Origin of the sequence: Aquabacterium sp. (assembly GCF_035476535.1) — a bacterium.
Classification (GTDB): Bacteria; Pseudomonadota; Gammaproteobacteria; order Burkholderiales; family Burkholderiaceae_C; genus Pseudaquabacterium.
The window spans coordinates 1-16,113 of record NZ_DATILJ010000105.1 but is presented as its reverse complement, the minus strand read 5'-3'; the positions used below and the strand labels follow the sequence as shown (position 1 = coordinate 16,113).

The 16,113-nt window shown below is 70.9% G+C and carries 12 protein-coding genes; 6 read left to right on the top strand and 6 right to left on the bottom strand.

Features of this window, described 5'->3' with window-relative positions:
- Nucleotide 1: 1 nt before the first annotated feature.
- From VLK61_RS10585 to VLK61_RS10570, 4 genes are all read right to left on the bottom strand, one after another.
- Nucleotides 2–790 (bottom strand): DUF899 domain-containing protein, encoded by a 789-nt coding sequence (locus tag VLK61_RS10585; RefSeq protein WP_325420917.1) that lies wholly within the window; start codon nt 788–790, stop codon nt 2–4.
- Nucleotides 791–840: 50 nt separating this feature from the next.
- Complete coding sequence (locus tag VLK61_RS10580) at nt 841–1,527, bottom strand: hypothetical protein (RefSeq protein WP_325420915.1); 687 nt, start codon at nt 1,525–1,527, stop codon at nt 841–843.
- Between the two features lie 46 nt (nt 1,528–1,573).
- Entirely contained in the window at nt 1,574–2,830 is a 1,257-nt protein-coding gene (locus VLK61_RS10575; protein WP_325420913.1) for a helix-turn-helix domain-containing protein, read from the bottom strand.
- Between the two features lie 81 nt (nt 2,831–2,911).
- Nucleotides 2,912–4,756: an ATP-binding protein gene (locus VLK61_RS10570; RefSeq protein ID WP_325420911.1), complete on the bottom strand. Its 1,845-nt coding sequence runs from the start codon at nt 4,754–4,756 to the stop codon at nt 2,912–2,914.
- A 144-nt stretch (nt 4,757–4,900) separates the two neighbouring features.
- Between VLK61_RS10570 and VLK61_RS10565 the strand changes: the two genes are divergently transcribed.
- Both VLK61_RS10565 and purB read left to right on the top strand, forming a co-directional pair.
- Nucleotides 4,901–5,323, top strand: coding sequence for a hotdog fold thioesterase (locus VLK61_RS10565; protein ID WP_325420909.1), 423 nt, complete (start codon nt 4,901–4,903; stop codon nt 5,321–5,323).
- Between the two features lie 189 nt (nt 5,324–5,512).
- Nucleotides 5,513–6,880 carry an adenylosuccinate lyase gene (gene purB / locus VLK61_RS10560; RefSeq protein WP_325420907.1) on the top strand — a complete coding sequence of 456 codons (1,368 nt, stop codon included), beginning with the start codon at nt 5,513–5,515 and terminating at the stop codon, nt 6,878–6,880.
- On the opposite strand, the gene VLK61_RS10555 is transcribed toward purB, so the two are convergent.
- Both VLK61_RS10555 and VLK61_RS10550 read right to left on the bottom strand, forming a co-directional pair.
- Nucleotides 6,860–8,830: a sensor histidine kinase gene (locus VLK61_RS10555; protein ID WP_325420947.1), complete on the bottom strand. Its 1,971-nt coding sequence runs from the start codon at nt 8,828–8,830 to the stop codon at nt 6,860–6,862. The two genes, purB and VLK61_RS10555, sit on opposite strands and share 21 nt — an antisense overlap.
- Nucleotides 8,831–8,832: 2 nt before the next feature.
- Nucleotides 8,833–9,867, bottom strand: coding sequence for a GNAT family N-acetyltransferase (locus VLK61_RS10550; RefSeq protein ID WP_325420905.1), 1,035 nt, complete (start codon nt 9,865–9,867; stop codon nt 8,833–8,835).
- Between the two features lie 307 nt (nt 9,868–10,174).
- Between VLK61_RS10550 and VLK61_RS10545 the strand changes: the two genes are divergently transcribed.
- The 4 genes from VLK61_RS10545 to VLK61_RS10530 form a co-directional block, all read left to right on the top strand.
- Complete coding sequence (locus VLK61_RS10545; protein ID WP_325420903.1) at nt 10,175–11,857, top strand: hypothetical protein; 1,683 nt, start codon at nt 10,175–10,177, stop codon at nt 11,855–11,857.
- A complete protein-coding gene (locus VLK61_RS10540) occupies nt 11,854–12,288 on the top strand; it encodes a GtrA family protein (RefSeq protein WP_325420901.1) in 435 nt (144 codons plus the stop codon). The genes VLK61_RS10545 and VLK61_RS10540 overlap by 4 nt, the downstream gene beginning before the upstream one ends.
- Before the next feature lie 83 nt (nt 12,289–12,371).
- Complete coding sequence (pyrF, locus tag VLK61_RS10535) at nt 12,372–13,202, top strand: orotidine-5'-phosphate decarboxylase (protein WP_325420899.1); 831 nt, start codon at nt 12,372–12,374, stop codon at nt 13,200–13,202.
- A gap of 47 nt (nt 13,203–13,249) precedes the next feature.
- Nucleotides 13,250–16,113, top strand: a 2,864-nt coding sequence (locus VLK61_RS10530; RefSeq protein ID WP_325420897.1) for a PAS domain-containing hybrid sensor histidine kinase/response regulator, incomplete at its 3' end; no start/stop codon positions are given.

Here is a 16,113-nt window from a genome sequence, read left to right as displayed (position 1 = left end):
TTCAGGCCCGCGCCGCGCAGCACGAAGCGGCCACCGGCGCCGCCGCTGCCCGCGCTGCCGGCTCGTAGCGGTCGTGGTGCCGCACCCAGGCCATGGTGTGGCTCAGCGCGTCCTCGTCGCGGCCACGGGGCGTGAGGTCCAACAAGGCATACGCACCCATCATCAGCTCCACACCGCGCCCGTAGGTCGAGTAGGTGTGGAAGACATCGCCGGCGTCGTCCTTGCAGAACACGCTGATGCCGGGCGCTTCCTCCACGGGGAAGGCCTGCCGGGTGTAGTTGTAGTCGACCTCACCCTGGGCCAGTTCCTCCAGCGTGAAGTTGACGCCGAAGTCGTGGTTGAACTCGCTGCCGAACGAGGACACCCAGGTGAAGCGCCAGCCCATGCGCTGGCGAAAACGCTCGATGTCGGCCAGCGGCGCACGCGAGACGACGGCCAGCGTGAGCTCGCGCTGCGCCAGGTGCGCGGTCGCGCCGTCGATGTGGTCGGCCATGTAGGAGCAGCTCGGGCAACCCTGCTCCCACCCCGGGGCGAACATGAAGTGCTGCACGACCAACTGGCGGCGACCTTCGAACAACTCGGCCAGCGTGCGCCGGCCTGCGGGCCCGTCGAAGACATAGGGCTTCTCGATGCGCACCCACGGCAGCGCACGGCGCTCGTGGGCGATCTGGTCGTGCAGGCGCGTCAGCTCTTTTTCGCGCGCCAACAGGGTCTTGCGCTCGGCCAGCCAGCGGTCCCTGGACACGATGGCAGGGTTCACGGTGCGAGGATCGTCGATCACGGTGTTCATGAAGTGCTCCTTGGCTCGAAGAGCCGTTCAAAAGGGAAGGTTCGAGGGGGTCAGGGTCGGTCGGCTTTCGGGCGCCGCACGGCGCGCACCTTGCCGCTGGCACCGCCGCCGCAATACAGCAGGTCGGCGCCGTCGGACTCGAGCCCGCTGACGCCGGTGCCGGGCGGCATCGCCAGCAGATCGAGCACGGCGCCGCTCTCTGGATCGATGCGGCGCAATTCGCTGTCGTCGCCTTCCCAGGTGCCGTGCCAGAGCTCGCCGTCGACCCAGGTCACGCCGGTGACGTGGCGGTTGGACTCGATGGTGCGCAGGATGGCGCCGGTGGCCGGGTCGATCTGGTGGATCTTGCGGTCGAGGTACTGCCCCACCCACAGGCTGCCTTCGGCCCAGGCCAGGCCCGAGTCACGCCCGTGGCCGGGTGCCGGGATCGACGCGACGATCGCGCCGCTGGCGGGATCGATCTTGTCGATGCGCGCTTCGGCGATCTGGTACAGGTGCTTGCCGTCGAAGGCGGTGCCGGCATCGCTGGCGCAGTCCAGCGTGCGCGTGGGCTGGCCGCTGTCGGGGTCGATGGCGAGCAGCCGGGCCCCCGTCGCGGCCCAGACGCGCTGTCCGTCGTGGGTGACGCCGTGGATGCGCTCGGCGCCGGCGAAGGGGCCGTATTCGCGCACGATCTCGGCGGCGCGTGCGGGTGCTGGCTGTTCCGTCTGGTCCGTCCTGGCTGCGGTTCGGGTCATGGCCTGCTTCCTTTCGGCACGTCAATGCGGCGCCGTGGAAGCCAATCTACGTGAGCGGCGGCGCGGCAGGGAGTAACAAGTTCGTCGTGAATCCGGCCAGTCCGGTCAAGGGCGGCGCCAGCCAGCGCTGCGCCCGCGCGCGGCCGATGGCGCGCACCCGCCCGTCGGCTTGCAGCTCGGCCAGCGCGCGCTGCACCGTGCGCTGGCTGGCCCCGAGCGCCAGCGCCAGCGCCGAGGTCGACCAGGCCGCGCCATCGGCCAGCAGCGCCAGCAGCGACGCCCTATCACCCTCGATGGGCGGCAGCAGCACGACGACGGCCGGCTCGCCCTGCGGCACGGGTGGCACCCGTGGCAACAGCGGCATGAGCACGAAGCCGCGCGCACTGGCCTCGATGCGCGCCAGCGGCGCGGCCAGCGCGCGCAAGCGGCCGATCTCGACGCGCAGGCGGGCCCGGTGCGTCTCGTCGGGGCGGCGCGTATTGAAGGCGCGCGCGATCAGCGCGTTGCGATCGACATCGCCCGGCCAGGCCTCGGCCAGCGCACGCGCCAGCGCGAACAGCACCGGGCGGCGCGCCAGCGGCAACCAGGTGGCGCCGGCATGCAGCCCGCGGCGGCAGGCGTCGATCACCAGTGCGCCCGAGGCGAGCAGCGCCTCCACCTCGTCCAGCCGCAGCAGCTGCTCCTGGCCGGCGTGCAGGCGCCGGGCGGCGGGGCGTTCGAGCGCGGCGTGTGCCTCGCTCACCTCGGCCAGCAGCGCGGGCACACGCGCGCGGTCGGCCGCGGCCTGGGCGCGGGCCAGCGCGGCCCGCGCCGGTGCCGTGCGCAACGAGCGCAGCGCCAGCTCGGCCGCGGCCAGCTCGGCCACCGCCAGCAGCGCAGGCGGCAGGCCGCGCGCGTCCAGGCCGGTCAGCGCGGCGGCGGCCTCGTCGAGCCGGCCGAGCAGGAGCAGCCGGCGCACGGCGATCAGGCGCGCCTGCAGCGCATTGGCGTGATCGGCGCGCGCCGCGAGCGTGGCCGACGCCGCGGCCAGCGTGCGCGGCGAGCCGCCGAAGTCGCGCATCGCCAGCGCCACCTCGGCCTCGGCGACGACGCAGCGGGCACGCGCCAGCGCTTCGTGGGCACCGAAGCCACGGCCTGCACGCTTGAGCAGTTCGCGCGCGCGGGCATGCTCGCCCAGCTGGGCCATGGCGATGCCGCGCAGCGCCAGCGCCGACGGGTCGTCACGCAGCGCAACGCGCTTGAGGGCGCCGAGCGCATCGCCGGCGACGAGGGCGCGCGCGGCGGCGGCGATCAGGGAGTCCATGGCCGCAGGGTACAGCGCGGCAGGCGCGCTCGCGCCGCGCTCGTCACGTCCCGGCGGGCTCGGGAATGCCTGGCCGGGTCGTCACCACTGCGTGGCCGGATGCGTGCGGCGCCCGGTCCAGCGCTCGATGGTGGCCGAGAGCTGCGTGCTGCTCACCGGCTTGGTCAGGAAATCGTTCATGCCCGAGGCGATGCAGCGCGCCCGATCGCTGGCCAGGGAATCGGCGGTGAGTGCGACGATGGTCGTGCGGGCACCGGTGCCTTGCTCGTCGGCGCGGATGCGGCGCGTGGCGTCGTAGCCATCCATCACCGGCATGTGGCAGTCCATGAACACGATGTCGTAACGGCCAACGGCCACGGCCTGCCAGGCCGCGTCGCCATCGGCGACCACGTCGACCTCGCAGCCCAGTTTCTTCAGCATCTCTTCGGCCACCATCTGATTGACCGGATCGTCCTCGACGAGCAGCACCGACACCGCGACCTCGCCGTCTTCAGCCGCGGGCGGCTCGGCCTTGGCCACGACTTCCGCGGCCACCTCCAGCGGCAGATCGACCCAGAAGTGGGAGCCCAGGCCCACGCGGCTGTCGACGCCCACCTGGCCGCCCATCAGGCTGGCCAGTTCCTTCACGATGGTCAGGCCCAGCCCGCTGCCGCCATGCCGGCGGGTGCTGGAACTGTCGACCTGCACGAAGGGCTGGAAGACCGTGTCGAGGTCGGCCTGGGCAATGCCGATGCCGGTGTCGCGCACCGAGAACCGCACCTGCCGCGCCTGCGGCGCGTCATCGACGACGCGCACCGCCAGCCGGACCTCGCCGCGATCGGTGAACTTGACCGCGTTGTGCAGCAGGTTCACGAGCAACTGGCGCAAGCGCAGCGGGTCGGCCCGCACGAAGGCGGGCGTGCCGGGCGCGACATGGCAGTTCACCGCGAGGGCCCTGTCGCGGGCCAGCACGCTGGCCAGGTCCGCCGCCTCGGCCACCAGGGCGTGCAGGTCGACATTCGTGACGGTCAGCGTGAACCGCCCCGCCTCGATGTGCGACAGGTCCAGCACGTCGTCGATCAAGGCCAGCAGCACGGCAGCCGAACGGTGCGCGATGTGCACGTAATGCTGCTGCGTCGCCGAGAGCGGGGTCGAGATCAGCAACTCCGTCGCACCGAGGATGCCGTTCATCGGCGTGCGGATCTCGTGGCTGGTGACGGCGAGGAATTGCGACTTGGCACGGTTGGCCTGCTCGGCCTGCCGGCGCGCCTGCTCCAGCGCGGCCGCCTGCACCTCCAGTGCATCGGCCTTTTGCCGGAGGCTCTCGACCAGCGCATGGGCGGCCCGCATCGCTTGCCGCGTGCGCTTGCGCAGCCGTTCCGGGATCAGCCCGGCCAGCGCCAGGTACAGGCCCAGCAAGTACATCGTGGCGGCGATGCCCAGGCGATCGGGCCAGAAGCTGCGGCTGGGCTCGTAGAGCGACAGCCAAGCGGCGTAGCCCAGGTACGCCACCGTCACCACGTGATCGAAATACAGCGCGCGCCGGAAGCCGACACCCACCTGGTCGACGACGCGCATCAGCAGGAAGTAGGCGAAGAACAGGTGGCTGTGTTCCAGGTGGTGCAGGTTGACCAGCCACACCACGACGTCCAGATGAAACAGCAGCAGGCTCAGGTCCAGGCGACCGGTTTTGCCGTATCCGAAACGCAGCACGAGCCAGCCCAGTGCCGCGAACGACAGGTTCAACGCGACCAGCATGATCAACTCGGGCTGCGGAAAGCCTGCGCCGCTTCTCACATCCTGCAGCGCGGCAACGGCACTGAGGATGGCAAAGCCCGCCACCCGCGCGGCAGGGATCTGCACCGTGTACACCCGTCGTGCGCTGGCCAGCCTGCGCTGGGCAAGCTGCGCCTCGTCCAGCGTGAAGCCGGTGTCAGGGCTCGGCACCGCTGCGATCCGATTCACATGTCTCCCCAACTGCGAACCTGTTACACACGATGATCCGCTGCGCGGGCTGGTCGGGCAACACCAATGTGTAACGCATGCCGCTGCCGCCAGAATGAGCCGTCCATCCTGCCCGGAGCCCTGCCCATGTCCCTTTGGAAACGCCCTCTTTCGGTCGAACTGTTGACGCAGCTGCACGTCGGTACCACGGTGCCGCACCTGGGCATCGAGTTCCTCGAAGTCGGCGACGACTTCATCCGTGCCCGCGCGCCGGTGGACGGCCGCACCAAGCAGCCGGCCGGCATCCTGCACGGCGGCATCTCGGTGGTGCTGGCCGAGACCCTGGGCTCCTGCGGCGCGGCCTGGGCCGCGGCGGAGGGCCACCAGGTCGTGGGCCTCGACATCAATGCCAACCACCTGCGCAGCACCACCAGCGGCTGGGTCACCGGCACCGCACGGCCCGTGCACGTGGGCCGCAGCACGCAGGTCTGGCAGATCGACCTGGTCGACGATGCCGGCCGGCCAACCTGCGTGTCGCGCATCACGATGGCGGTGCTCACGCCGCGTTGATCGGCACGAAGCGCGGCGCGCTGCTCGGCCCGAGCATCGGTCCGACACCGGCGCGCGCCTAAAATCGACGCTTCCGCCTGTTCCCTGCCACGCCCCGGTACCGATGCCGGGCGCGCGCCCCGTGCCGCTGCCGCGGCCTCGTCTGCACCTTCCGCCGCCTCTCCAGCCGCCTCTTCCGTTGCTTGCACCATGACGCTTTCCACCCTCTCCGCCCTTTCGCCGCTGGACGGCCGCTACGCTGGCCGCATGACGGCGCTGCGCCCGCTGATGTCCGAGTTCGGGCTGATGCATCGCCGCATCCAGGTCGAGGTGGAATGGTTCATCGCGCTCAGCGACGCCGGTTTCGCCGAGCTCAAGCCGATGTGCGAGGCCTCGCGCGGCTACCTGCGCTCGCTGGTGCACCGCTTCTCCGAGGCCGATGCACGGGCCATCAAGGACATCGAGAAGACCACCAACCACGACGTCAAGGCGGTGGAGTACTGGCTGAAGGCCCGCTTCAAGGGCCATGCCGACCTCGAAGCGGCCGCCGAGTTCGTGCACTTCGCCTGCACCAGCGAAGACATCAACAACACCAGCCATGCGCTGATGCTGAAGGCCTCGCGCGAACAGGTGCTGCTGCCGGCGCTGGACGGCGTGATCACCAAGCTGCGCGAGATGGCCGTGGCCATGGCCGAGGTGCCGATGTTGAGCCGCACCCATGGCCAGACCGCCAGCCCGACCACCGTCGGCAAGGAAGTGGCCAATGTCGTCGCGCGGCTGACCCAGGCCCGCGTGCGCATCGCCGCCGTGCCGCTATTGGCCAAGATGAACGGCGCGGTCGGCAACTTCAATGCCCATCTCGCCGCCTACCCGGACTTCGGCTGGGAAGCCTTCAGCCGCACGGTCGTCGAGCAGCGGCTGGGCCTGGCCTTCAACCCGTACACCATCCAGATCGAGCCGCACGACTACATGGCCGAGCTGTTCGATGCGGTGACGCGCTGCGACACGATCCTGATCGACTGGTCGCGCGATGTCTGGGGCTACATCTCGCTGGGCTACTTCAAGCAGCGGCTGAAGGACGGCGAAGTCGGTTCGTCGACCATGCCGCACAAGGTCAACCCGATCGACTTCGAAAATGCCGAGGGCAACTTCGGCCTGGCCAATGCGCTGCTGACGCACCTGAGCCAGAAGCTGCCGGTCAGCCGCTGGCAGCGCGACCTGACCGATTCCACCGTGCTGCGCAACATGGGCGTGGCGCTGGGCTATGCGGTGCTGGGCCTGGATTCACTGGCCAAGGGCCTGGGCAAGCTGGAGCTCAACACCGCCGCGTTGGCCGCCGACCTGGATGACGCCTGGGAAGTGATGGCCGAGGCGATCCAGACCGTGATGCGCCGCCACGGCCTGCCCGAGCCCTACGAGCAGCTGAAGAAGTTCACCCGCGGCCAGCCGATGACGCGTGAGTTGATGCAAGGCTTCATCGCCGCGCTGGCGCTGCCTGACGCCGAAAAGACGCGGCTGCTGGCGATGACGCCGGGCAGCTACACCGGGCTGGCGGCCTCACTCGCTCGGCGCGTGTAGCGCGCCGGCCGCGGCAGCGGCCTCGGCCGGCGGCTCGGGCAGGCACTGCGGCAGCGTGACGCTGAACACCGAGCCACGGCCCGGTGTGCTGTCAACCGTGATGCTGCCGCCCATCAAGCCGACCAGCCGGCGGCTGAAGTACAGGCCCAGGCCGGTGCCTTCGCGCCGGCGGCTGAGGCTGCCATCGAGTTGCCGGAAGGCTTCGAACAGCAGCGGCTGCTGCTCGAAGGGGATGCCGATGCCGGTATCGGCCACGGTGATGCGCATCTCGCCGCCCTCACGGTGGGCACGCAGCACCACCTCGCCGTGGTCGGTGAACTTCACGCCGTTGTGGGCCAGGTTCAGCAGCACCTGGTAGACCTTGCGCCGATCGCCCCGCATGCCCAGCGCACCCGGCGCGATGTCGTCGTGCAACAGCAGCTGCTTGGCCTGCGCCGCGGGCTGCAGGGTCTGGCAGACCTCGGCCAGCACCTCAGCCAGATCGAAGGCCTCGCGCCGCAGCGCCATGCGGCCCGATTCGATCTGCGACAGGTCGAGCAGGTCGTTGATCAGCGCCAACAAGTGCGTGCCGGCGCCCTGCACCAGGCCGAGCTGGCGCTGCTGTTCCGGGTTCAGCGGCCCGCTGCGGCCATTGCGCAGCAGGCCGCTGAAGCCGAGGATGGCGTTCAGCGGCGTGCGCAGTTCATGGCTCATCGTCGCCAGGAACTCGGACTTCAGGCGGTCCAGCTCGCGCAGCCGCTCGTTGGCCCGGGTCAGCTCGGCGGTGCGCTCGGCGACACGCTGCTCCAGTTGCTCGTTGGCCGCCCGCAGCGCGTCTTCGGCTTGCTTGCGGCGGCTGATGTCGCGCAGGAAACCGACGAAGCAGGGCTGACCCTGCAGCCACATCTGCGAGAACGCCACTTCGATCGGGAACTCGCGGCCGCTGCGGTGCAGCGCCGGGATCTCGACCGCGCTCCAGTCCAGCCGGCGCCGGCCACCGGCCAGATAACGCGCCATGCCGGCGGCATGGGCCGGGCGCAAGGCCAGCGGCTGGATCATCGTCAGCGGCTGGCCGATCAGCTCGTCGGGCCGCCAGCCGAAGGTGGCTTCGACCGCCGGGTTGCAGAATCGGATGCGGCTGTCGCGGTCGATGATCAACACGCTGTCCTGCGTGGTCTCCCACAGCGAGCGCAGCCGCGTTTCGCTTTCGCGCAGTGCCGCCAGATGCCGCGCACCCAGGCCGGCCTGCCGGCGCGTGAAACCCAGCGCCAGCCCGCCCAGCACCGCGGCCAGCGACACCAGGCTCAGCGTGAAGATCAGCTGGGCCGTGCGCGCAGCGTCGGCCAGGCTGTACGAAAAGCGGACCTCCAGCGCGGTGAGTTCGCCATCCAGCGCACGCAGGCTGTCCAGCGTGGCACGCAGTGCCGGCGGCGCGGCGCCCGCGGCCAGCTGCTCACGCAGCTGCTGCGCCACCGCCCCCAGATCGGCGATGCGCTGGTCGCCTTCGGCCCAGATGCCGATGACACGGGCCATGAACGGCAGGCTGCCGAACCAGCGGTACAGGCGCACCATGCCGGGCACATCGTCGGGGTGGATGCCGCCGGCCACGAAGCCCTGGCGCACCACCGCCATGTCCAGCACTGGCCGGTCCAGCGCCTCGCGCGCACGGCGGTCGGCCAGCGGCACAGCAATCGCTTGCTGGTAGCGTTGCCAGTCGGCCGGCGCACGGGTTTCGGCATACGACTGCAGGTGCTGCACCGCGCTCTTCTGGCCCTTGGACCACAGGCTCTCGCCACCGATGTAGGCGCGCACCGCCGACTGCAGGTCGATGAACAGCAGCGCCAGCAGCAGCAACAAGCCGATGACCAGCGAAAAGGCCAGGCCGACCGCCGCCTCGCGCGACAGCGGCCGGCGCCTCGGCGGCGCCATCGCGCCGCTGTCGGCCAGGCCGGGGGGATCGGCACTGTCCATCGTCACGCGAAGTCCTCCCAGACGAGGGACGCGATTCTCCATCCGCGGGGTGTGCGCAGCAGTTGGAAGGCCCTGTGACCCTTGACCTCGAAGGGTACGCCGTCGAGCCGGCCGGACTTGAGCGTGTGCGACCAGCGCTGAGCCAGGCCGCCGGCGATGTCGGTGCGCTGTGCCGTTTCCTGCTCTTCGAAATCGCGCAGCCGGCCGCTGTCCAGCAGTTCGGCGCGCGCTGCGATGAAGCCGTGCAGGTCCATGCCGACGGCGCCTTCGACATCGCGGCGGTGGATGCGCATCTCGGGCAGGCACCAGCGCGGCAGCGCGGCCAGCGTCGGCAGCGCGCCGTCGACAGCGCTGAAAGCCGCGAAGAAGCGCCGCACCAGCGCATCGATCGCCGCCAGGTCGTCCGGCGGGGCTGCCGCCGCAAGCCCGCCCAGCGGTGGCTCCGCCACAAGCCCGCCCAGCGGCGGCTCCGCCACAAGCCCGCCCAGCGGCGGCTCCGCCACAAGCCCGCCCAGCGGCGGCTCCGCCACCGCGTGCCACGCGAAGAGCCGGCTCTCACCGTCGTCGCCTGCCAGCACCGGCGGCACCCCCGGCTGCAGCCCGACGGCGGCCAGCAGCGCCATCGAGGCCTGGTTGTGCGGCGCGGTGATGGCCAGCACGGTGTGCAGCCCCAGCACCTGCTGGGCATAGCGCAGGCAGGCCGCGGCGGCTTCGCGCGCATAGCCCTGGCCCCAGTAGGCCGGCAGCAGCGCATAACCGACATCGGGCTCGGGCAGGCTGTCGCGCTGGGTCAACCCGCACATGCCGATGAGCGCCCCATCGGCCACGCGCTCCACCGCCCAGAAGCCGAAGCCATGGCGCCAGTAGTTGTTCAGCAGCCGCGTGCGGATGTAGGCCGCCGCGTCGTCCATGCTGCGGATCTGGCGGTCGCCGATGTTGCGGATCCACGACGGCTCGTTCAACAAGCGGTGGATGAACGGGGCATCGGCCTCGCTGAACCAGCGCAAGCGCAGGCGGGCGGTGGTCAGGATCAGCACAGGATGTCCTCTTGCGGTCGGCCTTCCATTGTGAGCGGCCATGCCGGCCGGCGCGCGCCGCGTGAAAATCGGGCCCACGCCCGTCCTGCAGAACATCCGAGCCCCTTGCAACCACCACCCGCCCCGCGCCGCCGCCGATGAACGTCACCGACCCGCTCGCCCAGGCCGAAGGCCGCAACGATTCCTTGCTGTGCAGCTGATCGCCGACATGCGCCGCGTGGCGCCCGATGGGCCGGGGATCCTGGGTGCCAAAGGGTGCGAGCCCCCCACCGCGACGGGCTCGGTCCGGTGGTCTGGCTGGCAGGCCGTGGGCGCCGCACTGCTGCTGGCGCTGGCCTGCGGACTGCTGCACGGCAGCGCGCTGCGCAACGGCTGGCATTCCGATGACCCGGCGATCCTGAACTTCGCCACGCTCTATTCGCCATGGCAGTACTTCAGCTCGCGCGACGTCATGCTGCAGCAGTCGTATGCGAGCCTGACGCCTTGGAACGCGCTGTTCTACGACATCGGCCTGCCGTGGTTCGGCCTGAACCCGCGCGGCCACTACCTGCACATGCTGGCCGTGTTGTGGGCGACGGCCTTCGCCACCTACAGCCTGCTCTGGCGCCGGCTGGGCGCTGGCCGGGCCCTGGCCGCCGCGCTGATGTTCATCGCGATGCCGCCGACCGCCGCGATCAGCCAGGCCCTGATGACCGGACACTATGCCTATGGGCTGCTGTTCTCGGTGCTGGCGATCGGCAGCTTCCGCCGCGCCATCGATCGCAACAGCGGTGCGTGGAGCCTGGCCAGCGCCGGGCTGTATGCCATGGCCTGCCTGTGCAAGGAGGTCTACGTGCCGCTGCCGGTCGCGCTGCTGCTGATGCCGGCGGGCGATTGGCGTCAGCGGCTGAAGCTGGCCTTGCCGGTGCTCGGCGTTGGCATGGGCTACACGGTCTTGCGGCTGTGGGTGCTGGGCGGTGTGGGCGGCTACGCCGCGCTGTCCGCCAGCGAAGGCCCGCAGTTGCCGAGCGGCCTGCCGGCGGCGGCGTCCCTCTTGCGCAGCTTGAAGTTGCTGAACTTCGGCCAGGGGGCGCCGGGCTTCGTGGCGCTGGCGCTGGCCTTGCTCGTCCTGGCCCTGGCCTGGTTTCGCAGGCGCCGTGCGCCGGCAAACTTTGTGCTTGTCAGCGCAGCCGCCTTGCTGCTGCCGGTGCTGCCCGTGCTGCTGCTGCCGGACTTTCCGCATGGCCCCGATCGGTTGGCCTTTGCGATGGCGTGGGCCCTGGCCGTGCTGATCGCCTGGCACCTGCAGGGGCAGCGATGGTGGCCGGCAGTCGCCGTGCCGCTGATCGTCCTGCTCGCGGTGAACCAGCGGCAGGTCAACGACCGCGTCAGCTCGCGGCAGACCGCGAAGCCCGCCGAGTACGGCTTCCTCACATCGGCCGACGCGCAGCAAGTGCTCGTTCCCCATCACTATGAAATGGTGGGCTATCTGGAACTGATTGCACAGGCCAGTTCACGCCTGAGCGGCCGCGGCAGCCCGCGCATCGTGAAGGACGAAGAGGAGCTTGTCGCGCTGGGGGCCGACCCAGGGCGCCGGAGCTGGGCGTGGCGCGACGACTGCGCTTGCCTGCGTCCGCTGGGCGATGACTACGACCGCCGCGTGCAGGCGTTCTTGCGGCGGCTGGCGTCAGGGGCGGGACGGCGGATGTCGGTCACGCTGTCGCTGGACGGTCGCGGGCGGAACAAGGTCTTCCGCTGGGCCGTTGCCGGGCCGCCAGGGCAGGTGTACCTCGACGTGCGCCACGTCAGCCGCCTGGCGCTGCCGCGCGCCGGCACGCTGGCCTTTGGTGTCGACAGCTCGGTGCCGTTGGGCAACCCGGCGCTGCTGCGTGTCACCCTGGAAACCGAGGATGGTGCGCTGATCCGCTCGCCGCTGCTGGCGCTGCCCACCGGCGGATCGCACACAACGAGCTGGCCGCCCATGCCGGACAACCCGAAGGCAAGGCCGTGAGCCCGGCCGCTGCACCGGCGACGCCCCTTTCCGGCGCCACGCTGCTGCGCCAGTTCGCCAGCTTCGCGGCCATCGGTGCGCTGAACGCCGGCATCCACGTGGCTCTGGTGGCCGGCCTGGTCGAAGCAGCCGGCTGGACGCCGGTGCCGGCCAATGTCTTGGCCTTCGTCGTCGCCAACCTGTTCTCGTTCTGGGCCAACAGCCGCTGGACCTTCCAGAGCAGGCGCAACCTGCGCCGCTATGCCCGCTTCATTACCGTCTCGCTGGCCGGGCTGGCGCTGACGCTGTCGATCAGCGCGCTCGGCCAGGCCCTGGGCTGGCACTACCTGGCCAGCGTGGCGCTGCTGGTCGGCGTGCTGCCGATCGTGTCGTTCGGCGCCAATCGGTTCTGGACCTGGCGCCCGGCGCCCTCACCCGATCAGTCCACGTGACGCGCGCCGCGTGAGAATCGGGCCCACGCCCGCCCTGCAGAATATCCGGCCAACCCAGGCCGCCACCCGCCCAGCGCCACCCCATGAACTTCACCGACCAGCTTGCCCTTGCCGAACGCCGCAACGATTCCCTGCTGTGCGTGGGGCTCGACCCGGAACCGGCCCGCTTTCCCGGCGAGTGGCGCGGCGATGCCGGCCGCATCTTCGACTTCTGCGCCGCCATCGTCGACGCCACGCGGGACCTGGTGATCGCCTTCAAGCCGCAGATCGCCTACTTCGCCGCGCACCGCGCCGAAGACCAACTGGAACGGCTGATCGCCCACATCCACCAGGTGGCGCCCGATGTGCCGGTGATCCTGGACGCCAAGCGCGGCGACATCGGCGCCACCGCCGAGCAGTACGCGCGGGAAGCCTTCGAGCGCTACCGGGCCGATGCGGTGACGCTGTCGCCCTTCATGGGCTTCGATTCGATCGAGCCCTATGCCCGCTACGACGGCAAGGGCCTGATCCTGCTGTGCCGCACCTCCAACCCGGGGGGTGACGACCTGCAGGCCCAGCGGCTGGACAGCGGCGAGCGGCTCTACGAACGCATCGCGAAGCTGGCCGCCGGCGACTGGAACCGCTCGGGCCAGCTGGGCCTGGTGGTCGGTGCCACCTACCCGGCGGAAATCGAACAGGTGCGGGCCCTGGCGCCGACCCTGCCGCTGCTGATCCCGGGCATCGGCGCTCAGGGCGGCGACGCTGCGGCCACGGTGCGCGCCGGCTGGCGCGGGTCGGCCGGCAGCACGCAGGGTGCCATCATCGTCAGCTCTTCGCGTGCGGTGCTGTATGCCTCGGCCGGCGAGGATTTCGCCGAGGCAGCGCGCACGGTGGCGCTGGCCACGCGCGCCGAACTGGCCGCAGCCCGCGGCTGAGGCCTGGCCCCGGCAGCGCGGCGCCCCCTTCCCAGACAGCCGTGCCCTTGACCACCGCCCGAGCACGCCGGCCCGCGCCGCCCGAATCCACCCTGCACACCACGCTGCGGGTGGCCATCCTGCGGGCCTTCTTCGCGGCCGGGGCGCTGGCCGCGGTGGTGGCGCTGCTGAGCCTGGTGCTGAACCCGGTGCTGCGTTTCAGCCCGGCCAACCTGGGGCTGCTGCTGGCCTATGCCGCTTTGGGCGCCGGCAGCCTGTGGGCCACCCGCTTGCGGCCGCGTCAGGCCTTGCGCGCGATGATGGCGGTGGCGCTGGGGGTGCTGGCCGCCGTGGGTTCCAGCGCGCTGGTCAATGGTTATGGCCTGCAGGCGCCGGGCCTGGTCTTTTTCGCGCTGCTGTGCTGCATGTGCGCCGCGGTGGCCGAAGCGCGCCACGGGCTGATGGTCGGCGCCGCGGCGCTGGCGGTGGTGTCGGTGCTGGCGGCGGCGGAGGCCACCGGCCTCATTCCCCCGCCGCCCTCGGCCGCCCAGGCCACGCTGAGCGCGCGGGCGCTGGTGCACCTGGCGGCCGTGGCCATCGGCACCGGCGCCGGCCGCCTGCTGGCGCGGCTGCTGGCGGCGCATGTGCACGATGCCGCCGAGCGCGAGCAGCGCTTCCACGGGCTGCTGGGCATCGCCGCCTCGGCCTACTGGGAAACCGACGAGCAGCTGCGCATGCGCCATGTCTCGCAGCGCGACGCCTTGTCGCAGCGCGGCAGCTTGCCGCAGTTCGTGCCGATGGCGCTGCTGCCGCGGCGCCCGCCCTGGGAGCTGCCCGAGCTGCAGTTCGAAGACGATGCGCTGGACGTGATGCGTGCCGACATGGAAGCCCGCGAAGCCTTCCGCGACCTGAGCGTGAGCTGGTGCCCGCCCGACGGCGAGACCCGCCACTTCCTGGTCAGCGGCGAACCGCAGCGCGACGCCGAAGGCCGCTTCGTCGGCTACTGGGGCGTGGCCCGCGATGTCACTGCCGACCAGCTGGCCCGGCAGGCCGCCGAACGCGCGCTGCGCCGCTCGCAGGCGCTGCTGTCGCAGGTGGTGTCGATGAGCCCGGACGTGATCACGCTGACCGACATGCAGACCGGCCGCTACGAGATGGTCAACGCGAGCTTCAGCCGCGTCACCGGCTACGCCGCGGCCGAGGTGGAAGGCCGCACCTCGGCCGAAGTCGGCATCTGGCGCCATGAGCAGGACCGCCACATGCTGCTGCGGCAGGTGGTGCAGCACGGCTCAGCGCAGGACGTGGGTGTCGACTTCGTGCGCCGCGACGGCGGCTTCGTACGGCTGCTGGTGTCGGCCGCGCGCTTCGAACGCGACGGCCGCGCCTTCATCGTGATCAATGCGCGCGACATGTCCGAATCCTCGCGCACGCGGCTGGAGCGCGAGGCCATCCTCGACAACGCATCGATCAGCATCGCCTTCACCCGCGAGCGCCGGTTCGTGATGGTCAACCCGCACTTCGAGCGCATGTACGGCTGGCCGCCGGGCGGGCTCGTCGGCCAGCCCGGACGCGTGGTGTGGTCCAGCGACAGCGACTACGATGCGCTCGGCCGCGAAGTCGGCGCCCAGCTGCGCAGCGGCGAGCAGGTGGAGTTCGAGCGCCTGGCCGCGCGGCGCGACGGCAGCACCTTCCTCGTGCGCATGCGCGCCAAGGCCATCGACCCCGACCACCCCAACGAAAACGGCACGATCTGGATCGCCGAGGACGTGACTGCCCAGCGCCAGGCCGAAGCCGCGCTGGCCCGCGCGCGCGACGATGCCGAAGCCGCCAACCGGGCCAAGAGCGCCTTCCTGGCCAACACCAGCCACGAGATCCGCACGCCGCTGAACGGCCTGGTCGGGCTGGCGCGCCTGGCCCGCCAGCCTAACGTCGATACAGTGCGGCTGAAGCACTACCTGGAGCAGATCGGCGCCAGCGCCGAAACGCTGTCGGCGATCATCTCCGACATCCTGGACCTGTCGAAGATCGAAGCCGGCAAGCTGGATGTCGAGACCGCCGCCTTCGACCTGCTGGAGCTGCTGCATTCGCTGGAACAGGCCTACGCCGCGCTGGCCGACAGCCATGGCCTGGCCTTCCAGGTCGAGATCGACCCCCGGCTGCCGCTGGCGGTGCGTGGCGATGCGCTGCGCGTGCGGCAGATCCTGGCCAACTTCCTGCAGAACGCGATGAAGTTCACGCCGCGCGGCAGCGTGCGGCTGGTGGCGCGGCCGACTTCGGGCGACGGCGTGCGCTTCGAGGTGCACGACACCGGCCTGGGCATCGACGCACAGACACAGGCCCGGCTGTTCAAGCCCTTCACGCAGGCCGACGAATCGATCACCCGACGCTTCGGCGGCACCGGCCTGGGCCTGTCGATCTGCCGCGAGCTGGCCGGGCTGATGGGTGGCGCGGTCGGCGTCAGCAGCGATCCCGGCCGCGGCAGCTGCTTCTGGGCCGAACTGCCGCTGCCGCAGGAGCACGACATCGCCGCGGTCTCCGGCCACGGCCCGCTGGAGAGCGACCCGCTGCACGGCGCCCGCGTGCTGCTGGTAGAGGACAACGCCGTCAACATGATGATCGGCGTGGCCCTGCTCGAACAATGGGGCGCGGTGGTCTGGCAGGCCGGCGACGGCCCGCAGGCGCTGGCCGCGGTGGCGGACGCGGTGCAGGCCGGCCGGCTTTTCGACGTGGTGCTGATGGACGTGCAAATGCCCGGCATGAGCGGCTATGAAGCCACCCGCCTGCTGCGCCAGCACTACACGCTGCTGGAACTGCCGATCATCGCGCTGACCGCCGCGGCGCTGACCTCGGAGCGCGAACGCGCCACCGAGATCGGCATGAACGATTTCCTGACCAAGCCGATCGACGCCAACCGCATGCGCATCACGCTGCA

Coding starts and splice junctions, on each gene's coding strand:
- VLK61_RS10585 (WP_325420917.1), bottom strand. CDS start 790: ATGAACACCGTGATCGACGATCCTCGCACCGTGAACCCTGCCATCGTG.
- VLK61_RS10580 (WP_325420915.1), bottom strand. CDS start 1,527: ATGACCCGAACCGCAGCCAGGACGGACCAGACGGAACAGCCAGCACCC.
- VLK61_RS10575 (WP_325420913.1), bottom strand. CDS start 2,830: ATGGACTCCCTGATCGCCGCCGCCGCGCGCGCCCTCGTCGCCGGCGAT.
- VLK61_RS10565 (WP_325420909.1), top strand. CDS start 4,901: ATGTCCCTTTGGAAACGCCCTCTTTCGGTCGAACTGTTGACGCAGCTG.
- purB (WP_325420907.1), top strand. CDS start 5,513: ATGACGCTTTCCACCCTCTCCGCCCTTTCGCCGCTGGACGGCCGCTAC.
- VLK61_RS10555 (WP_325420947.1), bottom strand. CDS start 8,830: ATGGACAGTGCCGATCCCCCCGGCCTGGCCGACAGCGGCGCGATGGCG.
- pyrF (WP_325420899.1), top strand. CDS start 12,372: ATGAACTTCACCGACCAGCTTGCCCTTGCCGAACGCCGCAACGATTCC.